Below are 19,786 nucleotides of genomic sequence, written 5' to 3'. Positions count from 1 at the left end.
GGATTGCCGCACCGAAGCTATAAATACATCGGATGATCGTCAAGAGGTTGGGACGCCCCGGATCGCGACAGAGCCTCCGGAAGAGCTCCGCCCGAACGCACGAAGGCCCGGCCCACGGGGATTCCGTGGGCAGGGCCGCTTCGAGAACGCGTCCGCCCAGCCTGGACCACCCCAAGGGCGAGGTGGGGATCGAGTTCATGGCGGTCACCGACACGTCGGGAGACCAGCCGGTCACGTACCAGGTGCCGTTCAGCTGTCGCGGCGCACCGATCGCGGGCTCCGACGCAGCGCTCATCGGCACCACCTGGACGTCTACGCCGAGAAGATGGTGCTGAACCAGGAGACCTGGTCGTTCCGGTGGGACCGAGCAGGACGTCACGGGACTGAGTACGACAACTCATGCGGCTTTCCCGGAACTCGAGTTGACTCGTACGCATGCCCGAAGACGTCATGAACGCCCGTCCCCAGCGTGCCTGGATCGCGTCGCTGATCTCCACGATCGTGACGCTCCCGCTCGCGTTCCTCGCCCTGGCTTTCGGCGGGATCTCGCCGATGGCCTGCGACTCCTGCTCGCAGGACGATTCCGACCGGTTCGACAGCAGCTTCGGTCCCGCCTGGACCGTTCTCTGCTGCGGTCTGGTTCTGGCACTCGTCGTACTGGTAGCGAGCTGGGTGTTCTGCCGTCGCAAGCCTCCGGCCGGTGTCGTCCTCGCCGTGTCCGCACCCGGAACCGTGTTCTTCGCGTGGGTGACGTTCATGGCCCTGGTCGACTGGCCCTGAGTCTTCGGGAGCCCCCGTCACCGCGCCTGTCGCAACTCCTGTCCAGGGCTCGGCCCCCGCCCCGGGCACAGCCCCCGTACCGAGCCCCGCCCCTACCCCGGGCTCGCCACCGTCCTTTGGTTCGGCCACGGCCCGGTGGTCCTCCGCGTCCAGGTAGGCGTTCCACCATTCGTTGTCGCGCGCGGTACGGGACCAGAACGTGCGGAAGACCCAGCGGACCTGTGGCCTTCGCCAAGGAGCCGTGACCTCCGCCTGGCAGGTGATTGACTACGCCGCATGGACCTCGCGCGAGCGTTGCCTGCGTGGACGGACGTGTTGACGAGCTGTTCCGGTCGGGATGCCGGCCGGTATTCCCTCGCCCGACGGGATGGCCTGTCATGAATGCCGGCGGCATGCCGTCGGAACCCGGCCCCGTCCCGATGGCTTGGGATGCGCCCCCTTTCGACCCCGAACTGAGTGTGGCGCTGGCGGCTTTGGCGGACGAGACGAGGGAGCCGTTCACCCTGGAGAACCTTGCGGCCCGGCAGGAGCGGGATGCTGCGGCCCGGCCCAGGCCGACGGTCCGGGATCTCCAGGCCGACGGCCGCTTCGAGGTGGATGAGCTGCGTGTGCCGGGAGCGTCGGGCGGGCAGGACGTCACACTCGTGAGCGCACGGCCTGCCGGGATCGCCGGGCCGCTGCCGCTGTTGTACTACATGCACGGCGGCGGAATGATCACGGGCAACGCGTGGTCCGTACTTCCGCAGCTGCTTCGCGAATGGGCTCTCACGCTGGAGTTGGCCATCATCTCCGTCGAGTACCGGTTGGCACCGCAGACGCAGTACCCCGGACCGGTGGAGGACTGTTACGCCGGATTCGTCTGGGTGGCTGTGCACGCGGCCGGACTGGGCATCGACACGGACCGCATCATTGTCGGAGGAAAGAGTGCCGGCGGCGGACTCGCCGCGGCGCTCGCCCTGCTCGCCCGTGACCGAGGCGGGCCCACACCGATCGGGCAACTGCTCCTGTGCCCGATGCTCGACGACCGCAACAACACCTTCTCCAGCCACCAGATGGCCGGCATCGACACCTGGGACCGAACCTCCAACGCAACCGCGTGGCAGGCGCTGCTGGGCGACCGGTACGGCGCTGCGGACCTGTCGCCCTACGCAGCTCCCGCCCGTGCTACGGATCTGTCCGAGCTACCCCCGGCCTACATCGAGGTCGGGTCGGCCGAGACCTTCAGGGACGAGGATGTGGCCTATGCCCATGCGATCTGGCGGGCCGGTGGCCAAGCCGAACTGCACGTATGGCCCGGAGCCTTCCACGGCTTCGACACCCTCGCACCACGGGCAGCTCTCAGCCAGGACGCCCGCAACGCCCGTTCCCGCTGGCTTCGGCGCATCCTCACACCGTCCGATGCGAGCAGCGGACCTGCCTGCTGAGCACGTACGGCGGCCGGGCGATCGAAGTCCACCGCTCTGCTTGCCGGGCAATAGGTGACCCCGTACTCCTGGCAAGTACTCCGGTGCTGTCACATGCGACCGCGATGGCGGGGCGTCACGGAGACGCCCCGGCGGCAGGCCCTACGCGCGCCCCAGCCGCTGCGCGACCTCCGTCGACCAGTACGTCAGGATCATCTGCGCACCCGCGCGCCGGATCCCGGTCAGACTCTCCATGATCGCTGCGTCGCGGTCGATCCAGCCCTTCTCGGCGGCGGCCTCGATCATCGCGTACTCTCCGCTGATCTGGTACGCCGCGACCGGCACGTCCACCGAGTCGGCGACCTTCGCCAGGACGTCCAGGTACGGTCCGGCCGGCTTGACCATGACCATGTCGGCGCCCTCTTGGAGGTCGAGCGCCAGCTCGCGCAGGGACTCACGGGCGTTCGCCGGGTCCTGCTGATACGTCTTGCGGTCGCCCTTGAGCGAGGAGCCGACCGCCTCACGGAACGGCCCGTAGAACGCCGACGAGTACTTCGCCGTGTAGGCGAGGATCGAGACGTCCTCGTGGCCCGTCCGGTCGAGCGCGTCACGGACGACGCCGACCTGGCCGTCCATCATGCCGCTGGGTCCGACCACATGGGCGCCCGCGTCCGCCTGGACCTGAGCCATCTCGGCGTACCGCTCCAGCGTGGCGTCGTTGTCGACGCGGCCGTCGGCGGTCAGGACGCCGCAGTGACCATGGTCCGTGTACTCGTCCAGGCACAGGTCCGACATGACGACGAGGTCGTCACCGACCTCTTCGCGCACCGCGCGCAGACCGACCTGGAGGATGCCGTCCGGGTCGGTACCCGCGGTGCCCCGGGCGTCCTTCTTCTCGTCCGCGGGGACACCGAAGAGCATGATCCCGGAGACCCCGGCCGAGACCGCGTCGACCGCGGCCTTCCGGAGGGTGTCCAGAGTGTGCTGCTGGACACCGGGCATGGCCGAGATCGCGACGGGCGCCGTGATGCCCTCGCGTACGAACGCGGGCAGGATCAGGTCCGCCGGGTCGAGCCGTGTCTCGGCGACCATCCGTCGCATCGCCGGGGTCGTCCGCAGCCGCCGGGGGCGGGAGCCGGGGAAGTTTCCGTACACAGTCATTCTTCGACGATAGACCCGTACACATCACCGTCTTACCGACACCCGTGCCGGAAAAACGGACCGGAGAACGGGCAGGGGCCCGGCTGCCGAAGCAACCGGACCCCTGAACACCCCCGAACGGGCCGGTCAGGTCGTCGTACGACGCCTGCGCGCACCCGGACGCCGCTCGCTCGGCCGCGTCACCGGGTCACCGGCCTCCTTCGCCGCCTCCCGGCGCTGCGCGCCGAACTCGGCGAGCGCCGCGGTCAGCTTGTGCACCGACGGCTCCGGGGAGAGCACGTCGACCCGCAGGCCGTGCTCCTCCGCGGTCTTCGCCGTGGCGGGGCCGATACAGGCGATGACAGTCACGTTGTGCGGCTTGCCCGCGATACCGACCAGGTTCCGGACGGTCGACGACGAGGTGAAGAGCACCGCGTCGAACCCACCGCCCTTGATCGCCTCACGGGTGTCGGACGGCGGCGGCGAGGCACGGACCGTGCGGTACGCGGTGACGTCGTCGACCTCCCAGCCCAGCTCGATGAGGCCGGCGACGAGCGTCTCCGTGGCGATGTCGGCGCGCGGCAGGAAGACGCGGTCGATCGGGTCGAAGACCGGGTCGTACGGCGGCCAGTCCTCCAGCAGACCGGCGGCGGACTGCTCGCCGGACGGCACCAGGTCCGGCTTCACACCGAAATCGATCAGTGCGGCGGCGGTCTGTTCGCCGACCGCGGCAACCTTGATCCCGGCGAAGGCACGGGCGTCGAGCCCGTATTCCTCGAACTTCTCCCGGACCGCCTTGACCGCGTTGACGCTGGTGAAGGCGATCCACTCGTAGCGGCCCGTGACGAGGCCCTTGACCGCGCGCTCCATCTGCTGGGGCGTACGCGGCGGCTCGACGGCGATCGTCGGGACCTCGTGCGGCACGGCGCCGTACGAACGAAGCTGGTCGGAGAGCGACGCCGCCTGCTCCTTCGTCCGCGGCACGAGCACCTTCCAGCCGAAGAGCGGCTTGGACTCGAACCACGAGAGCTGGTCGCGCTGGACGGCGAAGCTGCGCTCACCGACCACGGCTATGACCGGCTGGTGCCCGTCCGGCGACGGCAGCACCTTCGCCTGCTTCAGGACCTGGGCGATCGTCCCGAGGGTCGCCGTCCAGGTGCGCTGGCGCGTCGTCGTGCCGGCGACCGTCACGGTCAGCGGGGTGTCGGGCTTGCGGCCCGCAGAGACCAGCTCGCCCGCGGCGGCCGCGACCGAGTCCAGCGTCGTCGAGACGACCGCCGTGGCATCACTCGCTCCGACCTCGGTCCAGCAGCGGTCCGATGCGGTCCGGGCATCGACGAACCGGACGTCGGCGCCCTGCGCGTCACGCAGCGGCACACCGGCGTACGCGGGCACGCCCACGGCGTTCGCCACACCTGGCACGACCTCGAAGGGAATGCCGGCGGCGGCACAGGCGAGCATCTCCGCGCCCGCGTTCCCGTCCAGGCCCGGGTCCCCGGAGACGGCACGGACGACCCGCCTGCCGCCCTTCGCGGCCTCCATGACAAGATTGACCGCGTCCCTGAGAACGGGCACTCCGGCGGTTGTTGACGTCACGTCAACAACCGCCAGCTCAGGCGTGCTCACGCCTGCCCGCGCATGGCCGCGGACAACGCCGAGAACGTCCGGCTCGGCGACAAGGACGTCCGCGCTCGCGAGCGCCTCGACAGCGCGCAGAGTCAGCAGTCCCGGATCGCCGGGACCGGCGCCGAGGAAGGTGACGTGCCCTGCGGACAGGACCGGAAAGTCGGATGCGGCGGGGCCGGTGGGGCTCAAAGTGCTCGCTCCCCCATAAGACCGGCCGCACCCTTGGCAAGCATCTCGGTCGCGAGCTCGCGACCGAGGGCCGCCGCGTCGTCGGGCGACGTGGGGACGGGACCGGTGGTGGACATCTGTACCAGCGAGGAACCGTCGGTGGAACCGACGACACCGCGCAGGCGCAGTTCGTTGACAACCTGTCCGTCGACCAGGAGGTCGGCCAGCGCACCCACAGGTGCGGAGCAGCCGGCCTCCAGGGCGGCGAGCAGGGCGCGCTCGGCGGTCACGGCGGCCCGGGTGTACGGGTCGTCGAGCTCGGCGAGTGCTGCGGCGAGGTCCGCGCTGCTTGCAGCGCATTCGATCGCCAGTGCTCCCTGGCCGGGAGCGGGCAGAACGGTGTCGACCGACAGGAAGTCGGTCGCCTCACCGGTCCGGCCGAGGCGGCTGAGCCCGGCCGCGGCGAGAACCACCGCGTCCAGTTCACCGCTTCGTACAAATCCGATACGCGTATCGACGTTGCCGCGGATCGGCACGGTCTCGATGTCGAGGCCGTGGCTGCGGGCGTACGCGTTGAGCTGCGCCATGCGGCGCGGCGAACCGGTGCCGATGCGGGCACCGGACGGCAGCTGCTCGAAGGTCAGCCCATCCCTCGCCACCAGCACGTCGCGCGGGTCCTCGCGCACCGGCACGGCGGCAAGGACGAGGCCCTCGGGCTGCGCGGTCGGCAGGTCCTTCAGCGAGTGGACGGCGAAGTCCACGTCGCCGCGCAGCAGCGCCTCGCGCAGCGCCGCGACGAACACGCCGGTGCCGCCGATCTGCGCGAGGTGCTCGCGGGAGACATCTCCGTACGTGGTGATCTCGACGAGCTCCACGGCGCGCCCGGTCACCTCGCTGACCGCGTCGGCGACGAGGCCGGACTGCGCCATGGCGAGCTTGCTGCGCCGGGTGCCCAGCCGGAGCGGCGCGTCGGCCTGCGCACGCTGGGATGAGTTGTCGGTCATGACCGCCCTCGATTCGGGTCGTTCAGGTCTGCCCGGGAGACGGCGGCAACCGTCTGCGGGTCGAGGTCGAAGAGTTCCCGCAGCGCATCGGCGTACCCGGCGCCGCCGGGCTCGCTGGCGAGCTGCTTGACCCGCACGGTGGGCGCGTGCAGGAGCTTGTCGACGACGCGGCGCACGGTCTGCGTGATCTCGGCGCGCTGCTTCTCGTCCAGGTCGGGGAGGCGTCCGTCGAGCCGTGCGATCTCGCCGGCTACCACATCGGCGGCCATCGTGCGCAGGGCGACGACGGTCGGGGTGATGTGGGCGGCGCGCTGGGCGGCACCGAACGCGGCGACCTCGTCGGCGACGATGGTGCGCACCTGGTCCACGTCGGCGGCCATCGGGGCGTCCGCGGACGCCTCGGCGAGCGACTCGATGTCGACGAGGCGTACACCGTCGAGGCGCGTCGAGGCGCCGTCGATGTCGCGCGGCATGGCGAGGTCGAGCAGCGCGAGCCTGACCGGTCCGGCGGACCGGTCCTGCGCGGGCACGGTCGCCCGGCGGACGGCCTGTGCCTGCGCGGTCGCGGTGGCGGAGCCGTTCTCCACCCAGGCGGCGTGCTGGTCCAGGTCGGCGGCGGGCACGGCGGGCGCCGGGGGTTCGGCGACGGCCGCGTCGAACGCCAGCCCGAGCGCTCCGGCGACGGCTTCGGCGGTCAGCACGAGACCGGTCGCACCGGTGCAGGAGACGACGACGTCGGCACGTGTCAGTTCGTCGGAGACCGCGGCCATCTCCACGGCGCGGGCCGTCACTCCCGTACCGCCGGGCTGATTGAGGATCTCGACGAGCCGGTCGGCGCGGGCCCGGGTCCGGTTGGCGACGACGATCTCGGCGACACCGGTACGGGCCAGCGTGGCAGCGGCCAGCGAGGACATCGAACCGGCGCCGATCACCAGGGCGCGCTTGCCCTTCGCCCAGACGGCGACATCGGCGCCGTCGGCGAGCTGCTGCAGACCGAAGGTGACGAGCGACTGCCCGGCCCGGTCGATCCCGGTCTCGCTGTGGGCGCGCTTGCCGACCCGCAGGGCCTGCTGGAACAGGTCGTTCAACAGCCGGCCCGCGGTGTGGAGCTCCTGCCCCAGTGCCAGCGCGTCCTTGATCTGGCCGAGGATCTGACCCTCGCCGACGACCATCGAGTCCAGCCCGCACGCCACCGAGAAGAGGTGGTGGACGGCCCGGTCCTCGTAGTGCACATAGAGATACGGAGTGAGCTCGTCCAGCCCGACCCCGCTGTGCTGGGCGAGGAGCGTGGACAGCTCGGCGACACCGGCGTGGAACTTGTCCACGTCGGCGTACAGCTCGATGCGGTTGCAGGTGGCCAGGACGGCGGCCTCGGCCGCGGGCTCCGCGGCGAGGACGTCCTGCAGCAGCTTGGCCTGCGTCCCGGCAGTCAGCGAGGCCCGCTCCAGTACGGAGACGGGGGCGCTGCGGTGACTCAGTCCGACAACAAGAAGGCTCATGCCGGCATCACGGCGGGAACGTCCCCGTCGGGTCCCTTCCGGCTGCTGCCCGTGGCGGCGCGCACGGGCGGCGCGGCCTGGTCGACGCCGGTCCCGCCGACGGTTTCCTCGCCCGCCTTCCGCTGCTCGTGGAAGGCAAGGATCTGGAGCTCGATCGAGAGGTCGACCTTGCGGACGTCGACGCCGTCGGGCACGGAGAGCACCGTCGGCGCGAAGTTCAGGATGGAGGTCACGCCCGCGGCGACGAGCCGGTCGCAGACCTGCTGTGCGGCGCCGGCCGGGGTGGAGATGACACCGATCGACACGCCGTTGTCGCTGACGATCTTCTCCAGCTCGTCGACGTGCTGGACGGGGATCCCGGCGACGGGCGTACCGGCCATCGCGGGGTCGGCGTCGATCAGCGCGGCGACCCGGAAGCCACGGGAGGCGAAGCCGCCGTAGTTGGCGAGCGCGGCGCCGAGGTTACCGATACCGACGATGACGACCGGCCAGTCCTGGGTGAGCCCGAGTTCGCGGGAGATCTGGTAGACGAGATACTCGACGTCGTACCCGACACCACGCGTCCCGTACGACCCGAGGTAGCTGAAGTCCTTGCGCAGCTTGGCAGAGTTGACCCCCGCCGCCGCGGCGAGTTCCTCGGACGAGACCGTGGGGACCGAGCGCTCGGAGAGCGCGGTCAGTGCGCGGAGATACAGCGGAAGCCGGGCGACGGTGGCCTCGGGAATTCCTCGGCTACGGGTCGCCGGTCGGTGAGTTCGGCCAGTTGCCACGGTGCTCCTGCGGGATGAGCGGGGCTGCAGGCGGCCGTATGTTCCAAGACCGCCCCGTCGAATGCAGGCTATGTCTTTGTGAACGTGTGCACAAAGATGGTGTCCGTTTTGTCCGGTCAAAGTGACGGGGGTCACGCACATCCGTCGCGCGATCACGGAACCATGGATCGCATCAGCCCGTTGCGGGCCCGAAGGGGGCAAAGCCGCACACACTCCTCACAACTACGCCCCCGAGACCACTCAAAACGCCCACGATGGTAACCGGGTTTCACTCAGGAAAGCAGCGCGCTGCGCAGCCTCGCCGGATCCACCCGCCAGAACGTGTGCTGTTCGTTATCAATGAGGACGACCGGAATCTGCTCCCAGTACTCCCGGTGCAGCTCCTCGTCCTGGGTGATGTCCTTCTCCTCCCAGGACGCGCCGGTCTCCTCACAGACCTTTCCCACCACCAGCCGCGCGTCGTCGCAGAGGTGACAACCGGGCTTCCCGACCAGGGTCACCACACGGTCCGCGGGCTTCTTCTTCGTACGACGCAGCAAGGCACTCATGCCTTCATTCTGCGCCGCCCGCCCGCCGTTTCCGGAGTTCGTCGGGCGCTGATCCGTTACGCCCCGAATCGCCCGTTTAACAATTCGGTCCCCGAGAGTTCACGCCACCGCATCCCGGGACGTCGGGAAGGGCCGAACGGACTGGCTATGCTCACGACATGGCCGCTCTTGGATGGCTCACACCCCGTAGACGTTCCGCGACAGCACGGAGCGTGCTGGCAGGCGAGGCAGCAGCCGAGGCAGCGCGGAAGTCGTCACTCCCCGCAGACCGGTCCGCCGGACGATCCACCGGCGCGCGTCTCGCCACGACCGTGGAGCCGGAACCGGCCTTCCCGGTCGTCGGCGACGAACGGGCCGCCGCCTTCTTCGACCTGGACAACACCGTCATGCAGGGCGCGGCGATCTTCCACTTCGGCCGCGGGCTGTACAAACGGAAGTTCTTCCAGCGCCGTGAGCTGACCCGGTTCGCCTGGCAGCAGGCCTGGTTCAGACTGGCCGGCGTCGAGGACCCGGAACACATGCAGGACGCCCGCGACAGTGCCCTGTCCATCGTCAAGGGCCACCGGGTCTCCGAGCTGATGTCCATCGGCGAGGAGATCTACGACGAGTACATGGCCGACCGCATCTGGCCCGGCACCCGCGCCCTCGCCCAGGCCCACCTCGACGCCGGACAGAAGGTCTGGCTGGTCACCGCCGCCCCGGTGGAGACGGCCACGATCATCGCCCGCCGTCTCGGCCTGACCGGCGCGCTCGGCACGGTCGCCGAGTCCGTCGACGGCGTCTACACCGGCCGCCTGGTCGGCGAGCCGCTGCACGGACCCGCGAAGGCCGAGGCGGTCCGCGCCCTGGCCACCGCCGAGGGCCTCGACCTGGCGCGCTGTGCGGCGTACAGCGACTCGCACAACGACATCCCGATGCTGTCCCTGGTCGGACACCCGTACGCGATCAACCCGGACACCAAGCTCCGCAAGCACGCCCGGGCCCTGGACTGGCGGCTGCGCGACTACCGCACGGGCCGCAAGGCGGCCAAGGTCGGCATCCCGGCCGCCGCCGGTGTCGGCGCCCTCGCCGGCGGCACCGCCGCCGCAGTCGCCCTGCACCGACGCCGCCGCTGACCCACCGAGGCACCGACGCACCGACCATGTGGCCCGGCCCCCTCTGGGGCCGGGCCACGCCCGGCCGCGCCACCAATCGGGACCCCTTACCCACCGACCGCTCCCGCCAGTCGGATTGCGCGCCCCCGACCACAACCCGTCGCGCCCGCAGCCAGATCACGAAGTAATCCGATCAATAACCGGTCACGATGTGCTACTTGATGCGTCGCATAGTCGCTACAGAAGCGACGGAATCGACGATTTGAGCAACTGGGTGTAGCGCTGCCTGTACGAAGCGTTATTCTCCTCAGACGCATTCCGGAACCCTCCACTCACTACGACGAGTGACGGTTTCGCACTGCACGTGATGGAAGCTCTGCCTCTGGGAGTCCCGTGTACCCACACGTCGGGGTTGACGCCTCGGGCCTGGCTACGCTGCGCGCAACGGTCGCCAACCGCTTGCGCGGCTTCGTCCCCACCGCGTACGCCGTACCCGCCTTTGCCACCCCTGCACCTGTCGGCCCTTGCTACGCCCTGGCCGAACGCGGTGCGGCGGTCGGAAGACGCAGCAACCGCGGCGCAACGACCACGTCCACCGTTCGTCGGCCGACCGCCGACAGCGACAGCGCGCGCATGATGGATCTCGTCGAGCGCGCACAGGCCGGTGAGGCTGACGCCTTCGGCCGTCTCTACGACCAGTACAGCGACACCGTCTACCGTTACATCTACTACCGCGTGGGCGGCAAGGCGACGGCGGAGGATCTCACCAGTGAGACCTTCCTGCGGGCTCTGCGCCGCATCTCCACCTTCACCTGGCAGGGCCGCGACTTCGGCGCCTGGCTGGTCACGATCGCCCGCAACCTGGTCGCCGACCACTTCAAGTCCAGTCGATTCCGACTGGAAGTGACCACCGGCGAAATGCTCGACGCCAACGAGGTCGAGCGCAGCCCCGAGGACTCCGTCCTGGAGTCCCTCTCCAACGCCGCACTGCTGCAAGCCGTGCGGCGACTCAACCCCCAGCAGCAGGAATGCGTGACACTGCGCTTCCTTCAGGGCCTCTCGGTCGCCGAGACGGCCCGCGTGATGGGCAAGAACGAGGGCGCGATCAAAACTCTGCAGTACCGCGCCGTCCGCACCCTCGCCCGGCTCCTGCCGGACGATGCCCGCTGAGAACACTCTCGGCGACGCCCCGATCACGCACTGGTCCGATCATCTTTCCTGCGTAACCCAAGTGCCGCGCCACTCGTTGTGCCGGTTGCAGGCCCCCTGTCGTCACTCCATGTCCGCCTCCACTCACTCATTCGTGTGGAAGCGCTCAAGGTGTGCAACCTTCCGGACCCCCAGGGGAGTCGACCGTCATGACGAGAGGAGGTGCCGCCAGTGATCGCAAACGTTTCGGCACACCGGCGGGCGAACGCCTTCGCCCAGGCCCTGGAGGAGCAGGAGCTCCAGGGTGCGGCGGCCGTACAGCACGAGGAACCGGCCGAACCGGCCGACCACGGAACGCTGTTGGCCCTGGCGAACGGCCTCGGTGAGCTACCGAGGCCGGAGTTGGATCCCGAGGTCAAAGTGGTGCAGCGAGCGCAGCTCGTCGCCGCCATGGAGGCCATGTTCGCCGAAGGCGGCGCGTCCACGGGCCCTACGGTGCCCGAACAACGGAGCAGGGGAGCCCACCGGGCCTCCCCGCTCCGGAAACTGCGCCCCCGCTCCCGCTGGACGAAGGGTCTCGCCGCCGGCGGGCTCACCGTCGGCGTGGCCGCGGGAGCCTTCGGCGGAGTAGCCGCTGCCAGTTCCGACGCCCTTCCGGGTGATTCGCTGTACGGGCTGAAGCGCGGCATGGAGGACATCCACCTCGGTATGGCCAACGGCGATGCCGACCGCGGCGAGGTCTACCTCGACCAGGCATCGACGCGGCTGAGCGAGGCCCGCAGGCTCATGGAACGCGGCCGCGCGGGCGACCTGGACCACGAATCACTGGGCGAGATCAGGCACACGCTGAACGGCATGACGCGCGACGCCACCGAAGGCCACCGCCTGCTCCACGCCGCGTACCAGCGCGAAGGAACACTCGGCCCCATCCAGACCCTGGACTCCTTCTCCCGTAACCACCGCGGGAGCTGGAGCAGCCTGCGCGACCGGCTGCCGGTCCAGCTGACGGACATCGGGGACGAGGTCAGCTCGGTCTTCGAGGCCATAGACGAAGAAGTCGCACCGCTGCAGTCGCTGCTGCCCCGCACCACGGACCGGAGCACCGACTCGCAACAGTCCGGCTCGTCGCAACAGTCCGACGACCCGTCCCTTACGGAGAGCCCGGCACCCTCGTCCCCCGAAACCTCACAGGGCCAGGGGGGCGACACCGAAACCCCGGACCCGTCCGGGTCGGCCTCCACCCCGGCCGACAGCCTGATCGCGGGCGGCGCGGACGGCCTCCTGGACCCCGCGTCACCGGGCGACACCCCGTCCACAACGGGCAGGGGACCCACCTCACCCACCCCGGACGTCACCCTGCCCCCGCTGCTCCCCGGGCTGCTCCCAGGCCTGGGAATCAACAACGAGAGCGCAGACGACTACTAGCCCCAACTGTCCTCAATCGCCGGCACATCAAGCCTGTCCGGCGATTGAGGACAAACCGGCTGCCCCAGCGGCCCGCACTCCCAGCCCGACACCGGCACGATCAAGCCCGTCCCGCGATTCGAGGACAAAGCGGCCCCCGGACGCCCGGGCACACACCCGCCCATCCCCACCGCACCGTCAGAAGAACACCGACCGCCGCTGAACCAACAACTTGTACAGCGTGTGCTGAATCTGCTCCCGCACCTGATCCGTCAGGTTGAACATCAACATCGGATCCTCCGCCGCCTCCACCGGATACCCGTCCGTGGAAATCGGCTCCCCGAACTGAATCGTCCACTTCGTCGGCAGCGGCACCGCCCCCAACGGCCCCAACCAGGGAAACGTGGGCGTGATCGGGAAGTACGGAATCCCCAGCACCCGCGCCAGCGTCTTCGCATTGCCGATCATCGGGTAGATCTCCTCCGCACCCACGATCGAGCACGGCACGATCGGCACCCCGGCCCTCAGCGCCGTCGACACGAAGCCGCCCCGCCCGAAGCGCTGCAGCTTGTATCGATCGCCGAACGGCTTGCCGATGCCTTTGAAGCCCTCCGGCATCACCCCGACGACCTCGCCCTGCCTCAGCAGCCGCTCCGCGTCCTCCGCGCAAGCCAGCGTGTGCCCGGCCTTCCTGGCCAGTTCGTTCACCACCGGCATCATGAACACCAGGTCTGCGGCGAGCAGCCGTAGATGCCGGTCGGCCGGGTGGTTGTCGTGCACGGCGACCTGAAGCATCAGCCCGTCCAGCGGCAACGTCCCCGAGTGGTTGGCCACGATCAGCGCCCCGCCGTCCGACGGGATGTTCTCGATGCCCTTCACCTCGACCCGGAAGTACTTCTCGTACATCGGTCTCAGCACCGACATCAGAACCTGATCGGTGAGCTCCTTGTCGTACCCGAACTCGTCGACCTCGTAGTCACCGGTGACCCGCCGCCGCAGAAAAGCCAGCCCACCGGCGATCCGCCGGTCCCAGCCGCCGCGTCGAGCCCCGTCCCGAGCCTGCGCACCTTCCACGGGCTCCCCGTCCCCCTGCCCCGCCTCCTGGACCTGCAGCACGGCGTCCTGCTGCCCCGGCAGGGCGCTGACGGCCGCGGTGCCCACCGCGGGACCGGCCGCTGCCCGCCGCCGGGCGGACCGCTGCGCGCCACCCGACCGTGAACGGTCGTCATCGAACGGAATGACCTTGGCATCCGCCATCGTCGGTGCGCTCCTCTACCTGACGCTGGGGGTCGGTTGTGTGTCGTCTGCCCCGGTGATCCCCGGAACCTTGCCGGTCCCACCGGCGAACGGCATCGCCGCCAGCCGGTCGACGGCCCTGCCCACCGTCTGGGGCGGCAGCAGTCCGGGGCCCAGACCGCGCGCGAAATCCGCGAACGTCTCCGCGGTGGTGAATCCCGGGTGGAAGCCCAGCGTCTCGCGCATCTGGACGGTGGAGACCACCCTGCCGTGCGTGAGCAACCGGATCTGCTCCGGCGAGAAGTCCGTCATGCCGACCGTACGGAGCGCCTGGCCCACCCAGGTGACGGCGGGCAGCAGCAGCGGCATCGTCGGCCGCCCGAGCCGGCGCGCGCACTGCGAGAGCAGCAGCACCCCGTCGCCCGCGATATTGAACGTGCCACTGTTCAGCGTCCCGCGCCGCGGCTCGTGCGAGGCGATCCTCAGTACGTCGATGACATCGTCCTCGTGCACGAACTGGAGCCGTGGGTCGTACCCGAACACCGTCGGCAGCACGGGCAGTGCCAGGTAGTCGGCGAGCGGTGAGTCCGCGTCCGGTCCCAGGATGTTGGCGAACCTCAGCACGCACACCGCCACGTCCGGCCGGCGGCGCGCGAAGCCCCGTACGTACCCCTCGACCTCCACCGCGTCCTTCGCGAAGCCCCCGCTCGGCAGGGACTTGGGCGGGGTGGTCTCGGTGAAGACAGCCGGATCGCGCGGCGCGGAGCCGTACACACTCGTACTGGACTTGATCACCAGCCGCCGGACCGTCGGCGACTTCTGGCAGACACCGAGCAACTGCATGGTGCCGATGACATTGGTCTCCTTGACGGCGGTCCGGCCGCCCGCGCCGAGCGTCTTGCCGCTGACGTCCAGGTGCACGACCGTATCGACGGCGTGCTCGGCAAGGACTCTGGCGATCGCGGGCTGGCGGATGTCCACACGTACGAAGTCGGCGTCACCCAACTGGTGCGCGGGCGCGATCACGTCGACGGCGATCACCCGGTCCACGTCCGGATCACGCTGGATGCGCCGCACGAACCGTCCGCCCAGTTGCCGGGCCGCTCCCGTGACGAGCACGACCTTCCCCAAGATCAGCGCCTTCCGTCGAAGAGGTTTCCCCTGGCCGTCACCGTAGCGGGTGGATGTTGCCCTGTGATGACTGCGCGGCGGCCTTCTGCCGAGTCTTTGGCCCAAATGTGCGTCACACGGCCCACACACTCCGGCGCAGGCACCGCACGCAAACGCACCGCAGCCCTCCCGCCGTATCGGCGGGAGGGCTGCGGATTCACGAACTGCGTTCGCTTACTTCTTGTTGCGACGCTGAACGCGCGTGCGCTTGAGCAGCTTGCGGTGCTTCTTCTTGGCCATCCGCTTGCGCCGCTTCTTGATAACAGAGCCCACGACTACCCTCGCTCACTTCTCTTCACTGGTGCGGGGCGTCTGGGCCCACACGACCTACGTCGGCCTAGCCTACCCGCCACCGGGTGAGGGACGTAATCCGAGGTGACCGTCAGGCGGACTCCACCCCCACAAAGGACTCGCGGAGATACTCGTGAACCGCTTGCTCCGGGACCCGGAAGGACCTGCCCACACGGATCGCCGGCAGATGACCACTGTGCACCAAGCGGTACACGGTCATCTTCGACACGCGCATGACCTCGGCGACTTCCGCCACGGTCAGAAACTTGACCTCGTTGAGAGGCCTCTCGCTGCCAGCACCAGCCATGACCCACCTGTACCTTCCGCACGAGACGCGCACCGGCTTCCCCTCCGGTGACTCTTCGTCATTGTGCGCTCACTCCCCAGATTAGGGGCGGGTGATGCGAGTGGGGAAGAGGAGGGACCATCGGCCGCCTACTGTGACAGACACGCCCGATTGAGCACATAGCGAGTAAGCGGCCGGTAGTAAGCGGACCGCACGGCGTCATCGAGCGGAACGGCGACCGCGACCCGCCCCTCGGCCTCCCCGACGAACAGCGCGGGATCGTCCGTATCCGCCAGGCCGATTGCCTCAATGCCCAACTGACCTGCGCCGCAGACCCATCCGTGGTCCCCGACGACGAGCTCCGGAAGTCGCCCGTCGACCGCCACCGCCGCCTCCAGCGCGACCCGGACCGGCAGCGGCGAGTGGGTATGTGCGCCCGGCTCACCACCCTGGGGTCGCACGCCCGGTGCCCGCACCAGGGCGACTCCCCGTACGTAGTCGAGCTTGTACGTGCGTACGCCGAACCGGGTCGTTATGTCGATACATCGCCCCTGCGCGGGAGTGAGTACGGCGCACCCCGCCGCCGACAAGGCGTCTGCCAACGCGACGTAGAACCCGAGCAGCCGGTGAGGATGACCGGTCCCGAACAGCACCGGCGCCCGCCGGGCCGCCGCGCTCGACAACCGCTGGGCAAACGCATCCAGACCGGCCAACGTCCGCTCCGGATCGATCACATCAGGACCCACAACGTGAGCGGGATCGTTCGAAACCCCGCACCTATCGGCCATCAGCCGAAGCAGGTCGGGCTCCCCCCACCCCCATTCGGGGTCGAGGCCGAGCATCATCCGCGGATCCCTGGCCGCGAACAGCCGATAGCTCCGCAGACTCACCTCCCGCGAGGTGGCCACGGGCCCGGCCAGCCGGGCCGCCAGCAGATGCGCACGCAGCGCTCCGGTGCTCAACACCCTGCCGATGGTGCCTCAATCACCCGGACGCAGGGTCAAAAGAGACGCTGCACCCCACCGTTGGCGTAACCCGACTGGCCTCAGGCCAGCAGCCCCCGCAACGGGAACGCCGCCCGCCTGGTCGCGCGCACCGCCTGGTCCAGCCGGTCCGCCGGGTCGTACCCCGCCTCCCACGACTGCCACGAAGGCGTACGTCCGTCGGTCATCCGGCCCGGCCCCAGCTGTCGGGTCCGGGCATAGACCTCGTCCCGCCACGAAGCAGGAATCACCGACTCCGGGTCCACCGGTGCATGCGCGGCGATCCCCACCAGATGCGTCCAGGACCTCGGCACCACATCGACGACCGCATACCCGCCACCGCCGAGCGCCACCCACCGCCCGCCCTCCGCATGTGCATGGGCGAGCTCATGGCACGACTCCATGACCGCCCGCTGTGCGTCGAGCGACACCGCCAGATGCGCGAGCGGATCCTCGAAGTGCGTATCGGCCCCGTGTTGGGTCACCAGCACCTGCGGCCGGAAGTCCGCGATCAGCTCCGGCACTACCGCATGGAACGCGCGCAGCCAGCCCGCGTCCCCCGTACCGGCGGGCAGCGCCACATTCACCGCGGCCCCCTCCCCCGCACCGGAACCGGTCTCCTCCGGCCAGCCGGTCTGCGGAAAGAGCGTCCGCGGATGTTCGTGCAGCGACACGGTCAGAACCCGGGGGTCCTCCCAGAACGCGGCCTGCACCCCGTCACCGTGGTGGACGTCCACATCGATGTACGCGACCCGCTCCGCACCCAGCTCCAGCAGCCTGGCAATGGCGAGCGCCGGGTCGTTGTAGATACAGAACCCCGCCGCACCGCCCGGCATCGCATGGTGCAGCCCACCCGCGAAGTTCACCGCATGCGCGGTGTCCCCGCGCCACACCGCCTCGGCGGCCGCCACCGACTGCCCGGCGATCAGCGCCGACACCTCGTGCATCCCCACGAACGCCGGATCATCCACCGTCCCGAGGCCGTAGTTCTGATCGGCCGCCCGGGGATCCGCGGAGGCCGCGCGCACGGCCGCCACGTAGTCCTCACGGTGCACGAGCCGGAGCGTGGATTCCCCAGCCGGCTTGGCGGCCACCACATCCACCGCGTTGTCGAGACCGAATGCCCGGACCAGCCCCATCGTCAGGGCAAGCCTGACCGGGTCCATCGGATGACCGTCCCCGAAGTCGTATCCCGTTACTGCGTCATCCCACATCAACTGTGCGCGGCCGCTCATGCCCGCCACCGTATCGGGCAGGCTCCGAGCCGAACGACTTGGCGTACACGAGGGTCGCGAGCACCAACACCATCGGTACGAGCATCGCGCCCCGGTAACTCCACGCGTCCCCGAGCGCCCCCACGAGCGGCGATCCCACCAGGAACCCCACATAGTTGAAGACATTCAGCCGGGCTATCGCTGTGTCGCTCGCCCCCGGGAACATCCGCCCGGCGGCCGCGAACGTCTGCGGAACAATCACACAGAGCCCGAGCCCCAACAGGGTGAACCCGAGCATCCCGATCCACGCCCCGGAAGCCACCGCCACCACCGCGAACCCGGCCGCGGCCAGCACACTCCCGAACCGCACGACAGCCACAGCCCCGAACCGCCGCACGCCGAAGTCCCCGACCGCGCGCCCCAACAGCGTCGTCACCATGTAAACGTTGTACGGAACGGTCGACAGCTGCTCGGAACTCCCCAGCACGTCCTGCAGATACTTCGCACTCCAGTTGGAGACCGTCGAGTCCCCGATGTACGCGAAGCTCATCACCAGACAGAGCGGCATCAGCAGTTTGACCGAGACCGAGCCCCCGTGACGCTCTTCCCCCTGCCCGTCGCCGTCCGCCTTCCCCTCGACGTACCAGCGGCTCCCGATCAACGCGGCAGGCAGCAGCACGACGACCGCGGGGAGGTACGACACCAGCAGCGTGAGATCCCAGTGCGCCCCGGCCCAGGCCATCGACGCCCCGGCGATCCCGCCCAGGCTGTACGCGGCGTGGAACCCGAGCATGATGCTCCGCCCGTACGCCCGCTGAAGGCTGACCCCCATCATGTTCATGGAAGCGTCGAGCGCCCCGACGGACAGCCCGAATACCCCGAGGGCGACGGCCGCCTCCCACAGTTCGCTGCCGGCCCCGACACCGAGCAACGCCAGCAGCACAACGGGCTGCACCCACCTCAGCACAACCCGCGGCCGTACTCGCGCGATCGCCTTCTCGGTGACCACGCTGCCCACGCCGGCCAGGATCGGCACGGCGGCAAGGAACACGGGCAGCAGCCCGTCGGATATCCCGTACCGGTTCTGAATCGCAGGTATACGCGTCACGAGCAGGGCAAAGGTGACCCCTTGCACGAAGAAGCTCAACGCCAAGGAGGCCCTACCGTGCCGCAACCGCGCATCCCTCATGGCCGCAGCGTAGGGCCCTTACCTACCCGTGGGTAGACGGATCAGGCGAGCAGTTCCCGCAGTTGGGCCATGTCGGAGAAGTGCCCGGTCACGCCGGCGAGCCGGTCGGCGGGCATCATCGACGTGAACCCGTACACATCCATCCCCGCGGCCCGCGCTGCCTCCACCCCGAGCGGGCTGTCCTCGATGACGACACACCTCTCGGGCGGAACGCCCATCCGCTCAGCGGCGAAGAGGAACAGATCGGGTGCCGGCTTCCCGTGCCCGACGTCCTCCGCGCTGAAGATCCACTCCTCCTCGAACCACTGGTCGAGCCCGGTCTTGCGCTGCCCGACCCGGATCCGCTCGTGGTTCCCGGACGAGGCGACGCAGTACGGCACCCCGTCGGCGACGAGCTTCCCCAGCACGTCGGCGACCCCTTCGACCGGCTCCAGCTCTTCCTGGAACGCGGCGAAGATCCGGGAGTGGAGCGTCTCGTCGAAGTCCGCGGGTAGCTTCTCCCCCGTCCTTTCCTCGACGAGGTCGTGCACCCGGTGCACGGCGGACCCCATGTAGTCACGGAGCGATTCCTCGTACGAGGTGGGGTGACCGAGCTCGGTCAGGTAGCCGGAGAGGATGGTGTTGGAGATCGGCTCACTGTCGACGAGCACACCGTCGTTGTCGAAGATGACCAGTTCGTAGCGCATGGTTCGAGCCTAGACGCTCAGAACGCAGAAAAGCCCCGTGCCACAAGGGCACGGGGCTTTCCCGGAATAATTGTTCGGCGGCGTCCTACTCTCCCACAGGGTCCCCCCTGCAGTACCATCGGCGCTGAAAGGCTTAGCTTCCGGGT

20 protein-coding genes and 1 rRNA gene are annotated in these 19,786 nt (G+C 69.4%); 6 read left to right on the top strand and 15 right to left on the bottom strand.

Features of this window, described 5'->3' with window-relative positions; translation table 11 throughout:
• The first annotated feature begins 32 nt into the window (after positions 1-32).
• The 3 genes from AB0I23_RS41780 (at position 33) to AB0I23_RS29100 (ending at position 2,204) form a co-directional block, all read left to right on the top strand.
• Positions 33-335 (top strand): maltokinase N-terminal cap-like domain-containing protein, encoded by a 303-nt coding sequence (locus AB0I23_RS41780; protein WP_436847011.1) that lies wholly within the window; start codon positions 33-35, stop codon positions 333-335.
• Positions 336-435: 100 nt separating this feature from the next.
• Positions 436-780, top strand: a complete 345-nt coding sequence (locus AB0I23_RS29105; RefSeq protein WP_359113678.1) for a DUF983 domain-containing protein — start codon at positions 436-438, stop codon at positions 778-780.
• Between the two features lie 392 nt (positions 781-1,172).
• Positions 1,173-2,204 (top strand): alpha/beta hydrolase, encoded by a 1,032-nt coding sequence (locus AB0I23_RS29100; RefSeq protein WP_359113676.1) that lies wholly within the window; start codon positions 1,173-1,175, stop codon positions 2,202-2,204.
• Positions 2,205-2,345: 141 nt separating this feature from the next.
• Here the strand turns inward: AB0I23_RS29100 and hemB are convergent, their stop codons facing one another.
• From hemB to AB0I23_RS29070, 6 genes are all read right to left on the bottom strand, one after another.
• Positions 2,346-3,344 (bottom strand): porphobilinogen synthase, encoded by a 999-nt coding sequence (gene hemB / locus AB0I23_RS29095; RefSeq protein WP_359113674.1) that lies wholly within the window; start codon positions 3,342-3,344, stop codon positions 2,346-2,348.
• Between the two features lie 126 nt (positions 3,345-3,470).
• Positions 3,471-5,138, bottom strand: coding sequence for a bifunctional uroporphyrinogen-III C-methyltransferase/uroporphyrinogen-III synthase (locus AB0I23_RS29090; RefSeq protein ID WP_359113673.1), 1,668 nt, complete (start codon positions 5,136-5,138; stop codon positions 3,471-3,473).
• Positions 5,135-6,121 (bottom strand): hydroxymethylbilane synthase, encoded by a 987-nt coding sequence (gene hemC / locus AB0I23_RS29085; protein ID WP_359113671.1) that lies wholly within the window; start codon positions 6,119-6,121, stop codon positions 5,135-5,137. The genes AB0I23_RS29090 and hemC overlap by 4 nt, the downstream gene beginning before the upstream one ends.
• On the bottom strand, positions 6,118-7,620 hold the full coding sequence (locus AB0I23_RS29080; protein WP_359113669.1) for a glutamyl-tRNA reductase: 1,503 nt from the start codon (positions 7,618-7,620) through the stop codon (positions 6,118-6,120). The genes hemC and AB0I23_RS29080 overlap by 4 nt, the downstream gene beginning before the upstream one ends.
• On the bottom strand, positions 7,617-8,390 hold the full coding sequence (locus AB0I23_RS29075; RefSeq protein ID WP_359113668.1) for a redox-sensing transcriptional repressor Rex: 774 nt from the start codon (positions 8,388-8,390) through the stop codon (positions 7,617-7,619). Before AB0I23_RS29075 ends, AB0I23_RS29080 begins: the two co-directional genes overlap by 4 nt.
• A 272-nt stretch (positions 8,391-8,662) precedes the next feature.
• The gene (locus AB0I23_RS29070) at positions 8,663-8,938 is read right to left on the bottom strand and encodes a glutaredoxin family protein (protein WP_359113666.1); all 276 of its coding nucleotides are present in this window, start codon (positions 8,936-8,938) and stop codon (positions 8,663-8,665) included.
• A 158-nt stretch (positions 8,939-9,096) separates the two neighbouring features.
• Between AB0I23_RS29070 and AB0I23_RS29065 the strand changes: the two genes are divergently transcribed.
• The 3 genes from AB0I23_RS29065 (at position 9,097) to AB0I23_RS29055 (ending at position 12,606) form a co-directional block, all read left to right on the top strand.
• Positions 9,097-10,053 (top strand): HAD family hydrolase, encoded by a 957-nt coding sequence (locus AB0I23_RS29065; RefSeq protein ID WP_359113664.1) that lies wholly within the window; start codon positions 9,097-9,099, stop codon positions 10,051-10,053.
• A gap of 372 nt (positions 10,054-10,425) precedes the next feature.
• Positions 10,426-11,202 carry an ECF subfamily RNA polymerase sigma factor, BldN family gene (locus AB0I23_RS29060; RefSeq protein WP_037697319.1) on the top strand — a complete coding sequence of 259 codons (777 nt, stop codon included), beginning with the start codon at positions 10,426-10,428 and terminating at the stop codon, positions 11,200-11,202.
• 210 nt (positions 11,203-11,412) lie between these two features.
• On the top strand, positions 11,413-12,606 hold the full coding sequence (locus tag AB0I23_RS29055; protein WP_359113662.1) for a DUF5667 domain-containing protein: 1,194 nt from the start codon (positions 11,413-11,415) through the stop codon (positions 12,604-12,606).
• A gap of 177 nt (positions 12,607-12,783) precedes the next feature.
• Here AB0I23_RS29055 and AB0I23_RS29050 read toward each other — a convergent pair whose 3' ends face one another.
• The 9 genes from AB0I23_RS29050 to rrf all read right to left on the bottom strand — a co-directional run.
• Positions 12,784-13,842, bottom strand: a complete 1,059-nt coding sequence (locus AB0I23_RS29050; protein ID WP_359113661.1) for a lysophospholipid acyltransferase family protein — start codon at positions 13,840-13,842, stop codon at positions 12,784-12,786.
• 15 nt (positions 13,843-13,857) lie between these two features.
• Positions 13,858-14,952 (bottom strand): NAD-dependent epimerase/dehydratase family protein, encoded by a 1,095-nt coding sequence (locus tag AB0I23_RS29045; RefSeq protein WP_359113659.1) that lies wholly within the window; start codon positions 14,950-14,952, stop codon positions 13,858-13,860.
• Positions 14,953-15,165: 213 nt separating this feature from the next.
• Complete coding sequence (locus AB0I23_RS29040) at positions 15,166-15,264, bottom strand: 30S ribosomal protein bS22 (protein ID WP_003948845.1); 99 nt, start codon at positions 15,262-15,264, stop codon at positions 15,166-15,168.
• A gap of 109 nt (positions 15,265-15,373) precedes the next feature.
• Positions 15,374-15,589, bottom strand: coding sequence for a helix-turn-helix domain-containing protein (locus tag AB0I23_RS29035; protein ID WP_359113657.1), 216 nt, complete (start codon positions 15,587-15,589; stop codon positions 15,374-15,376).
• Positions 15,590-15,717: 128 nt separating this feature from the next.
• The gene (locus AB0I23_RS29030) at positions 15,718-16,533 is read right to left on the bottom strand and encodes a phosphatase (protein WP_359113655.1); all 816 of its coding nucleotides are present in this window, start codon (positions 16,531-16,533) and stop codon (positions 15,718-15,720) included.
• 80 nt (positions 16,534-16,613) lie between these two features.
• Positions 16,614-17,786 carry an acetoin utilization protein AcuC gene (locus AB0I23_RS29025; RefSeq protein ID WP_359113653.1) on the bottom strand — a complete coding sequence of 391 codons (1,173 nt, stop codon included), beginning with the start codon at positions 17,784-17,786 and terminating at the stop codon, positions 16,614-16,616.
• Entirely contained in the window at positions 17,755-18,954 is a 1,200-nt protein-coding gene (locus AB0I23_RS29020) for an MFS transporter (protein WP_359113651.1), read from the bottom strand. Before AB0I23_RS29020 ends, AB0I23_RS29025 begins: the two co-directional genes overlap by 32 nt.
• 41 nt (positions 18,955-18,995) lie before the next feature.
• Positions 18,996-19,640: an HAD family hydrolase gene (locus tag AB0I23_RS29015; RefSeq protein ID WP_359113649.1), complete on the bottom strand. Its 645-nt coding sequence runs from the start codon at positions 19,638-19,640 to the stop codon at positions 18,996-18,998.
• A 72-nt stretch (positions 19,641-19,712) separates the two neighbouring features.
• Positions 19,713-19,786: ribosomal RNA gene (gene rrf / locus AB0I23_RS29010) — 5S ribosomal RNA — on the bottom strand; the annotation flags it as partial.

The organism is Streptomyces atratus (assembly GCF_040655115.1).
GTDB lineage: Bacteria > Actinomycetota > Actinomycetes > Streptomycetales > Streptomycetaceae > Streptomyces > Streptomyces atratus_D.
Note: the sequence above shows the minus strand (reverse complement) of the source record. Positions and strands in the feature narration are given on the sequence as shown.

What these genes read in the sequence shown, in the direction of transcription:
- AB0I23_RS41780 (WP_436847011.1), top strand. Translation starts at nt 33, where the DNA reads ATGATCGTCAAGAGGTTGGGACGCCCCGGATCGCGACAGAGCCTCCGG.
- AB0I23_RS29105 (WP_359113678.1), top strand. Translation starts at nt 436, where the DNA reads ATGCCCGAAGACGTCATGAACGCCCGTCCCCAGCGTGCCTGGATCGCG.
- AB0I23_RS29100 (WP_359113676.1), top strand. Translation starts at nt 1,173, where the DNA reads ATGCCGTCGGAACCCGGCCCCGTCCCGATGGCTTGGGATGCGCCCCCT.
- hemB (WP_359113674.1), bottom strand. Translation starts at nt 3,344, where the DNA reads ATGACTGTGTACGGAAACTTCCCCGGCTCCCGCCCCCGGCGGCTGCGG.
- hemC (WP_359113671.1), bottom strand. Translation starts at nt 6,121, where the DNA reads ATGACCGACAACTCATCCCAGCGTGCGCAGGCCGACGCGCCGCTCCGG.
- AB0I23_RS29080 (WP_359113669.1), bottom strand. Translation starts at nt 7,620, where the DNA reads ATGAGCCTTCTTGTTGTCGGACTGAGTCACCGCAGCGCCCCCGTCTCC.
- AB0I23_RS29070 (WP_359113666.1), bottom strand. Translation starts at nt 8,938, where the DNA reads ATGAGTGCCTTGCTGCGTCGTACGAAGAAGAAGCCCGCGGACCGTGTG.
- AB0I23_RS29065 (WP_359113664.1), top strand. Translation starts at nt 9,097, where the DNA reads ATGGCCGCTCTTGGATGGCTCACACCCCGTAGACGTTCCGCGACAGCA.
- AB0I23_RS29050 (WP_359113661.1), bottom strand. Translation starts at nt 13,842, where the DNA reads ATGGCGGATGCCAAGGTCATTCCGTTCGATGACGACCGTTCACGGTCG.
- AB0I23_RS29035 (WP_359113657.1), bottom strand. Translation starts at nt 15,589, where the DNA reads ATGGCTGGTGCTGGCAGCGAGAGGCCTCTCAACGAGGTCAAGTTTCTG.
- AB0I23_RS29025 (WP_359113653.1), bottom strand. Translation starts at nt 17,786, where the DNA reads ATGAGCGGCCGCGCACAGTTGATGTGGGATGACGCAGTAACGGGATAC.
- AB0I23_RS29020 (WP_359113651.1), bottom strand. Translation starts at nt 18,954, where the DNA reads ATGAGGGATGCGCGGTTGCGGCACGGTAGGGCCTCCTTGGCGTTGAGC.
- AB0I23_RS29015 (WP_359113649.1), bottom strand. Translation starts at nt 19,640, where the DNA reads ATGCGCTACGAACTGGTCATCTTCGACAACGACGGTGTGCTCGTCGAC.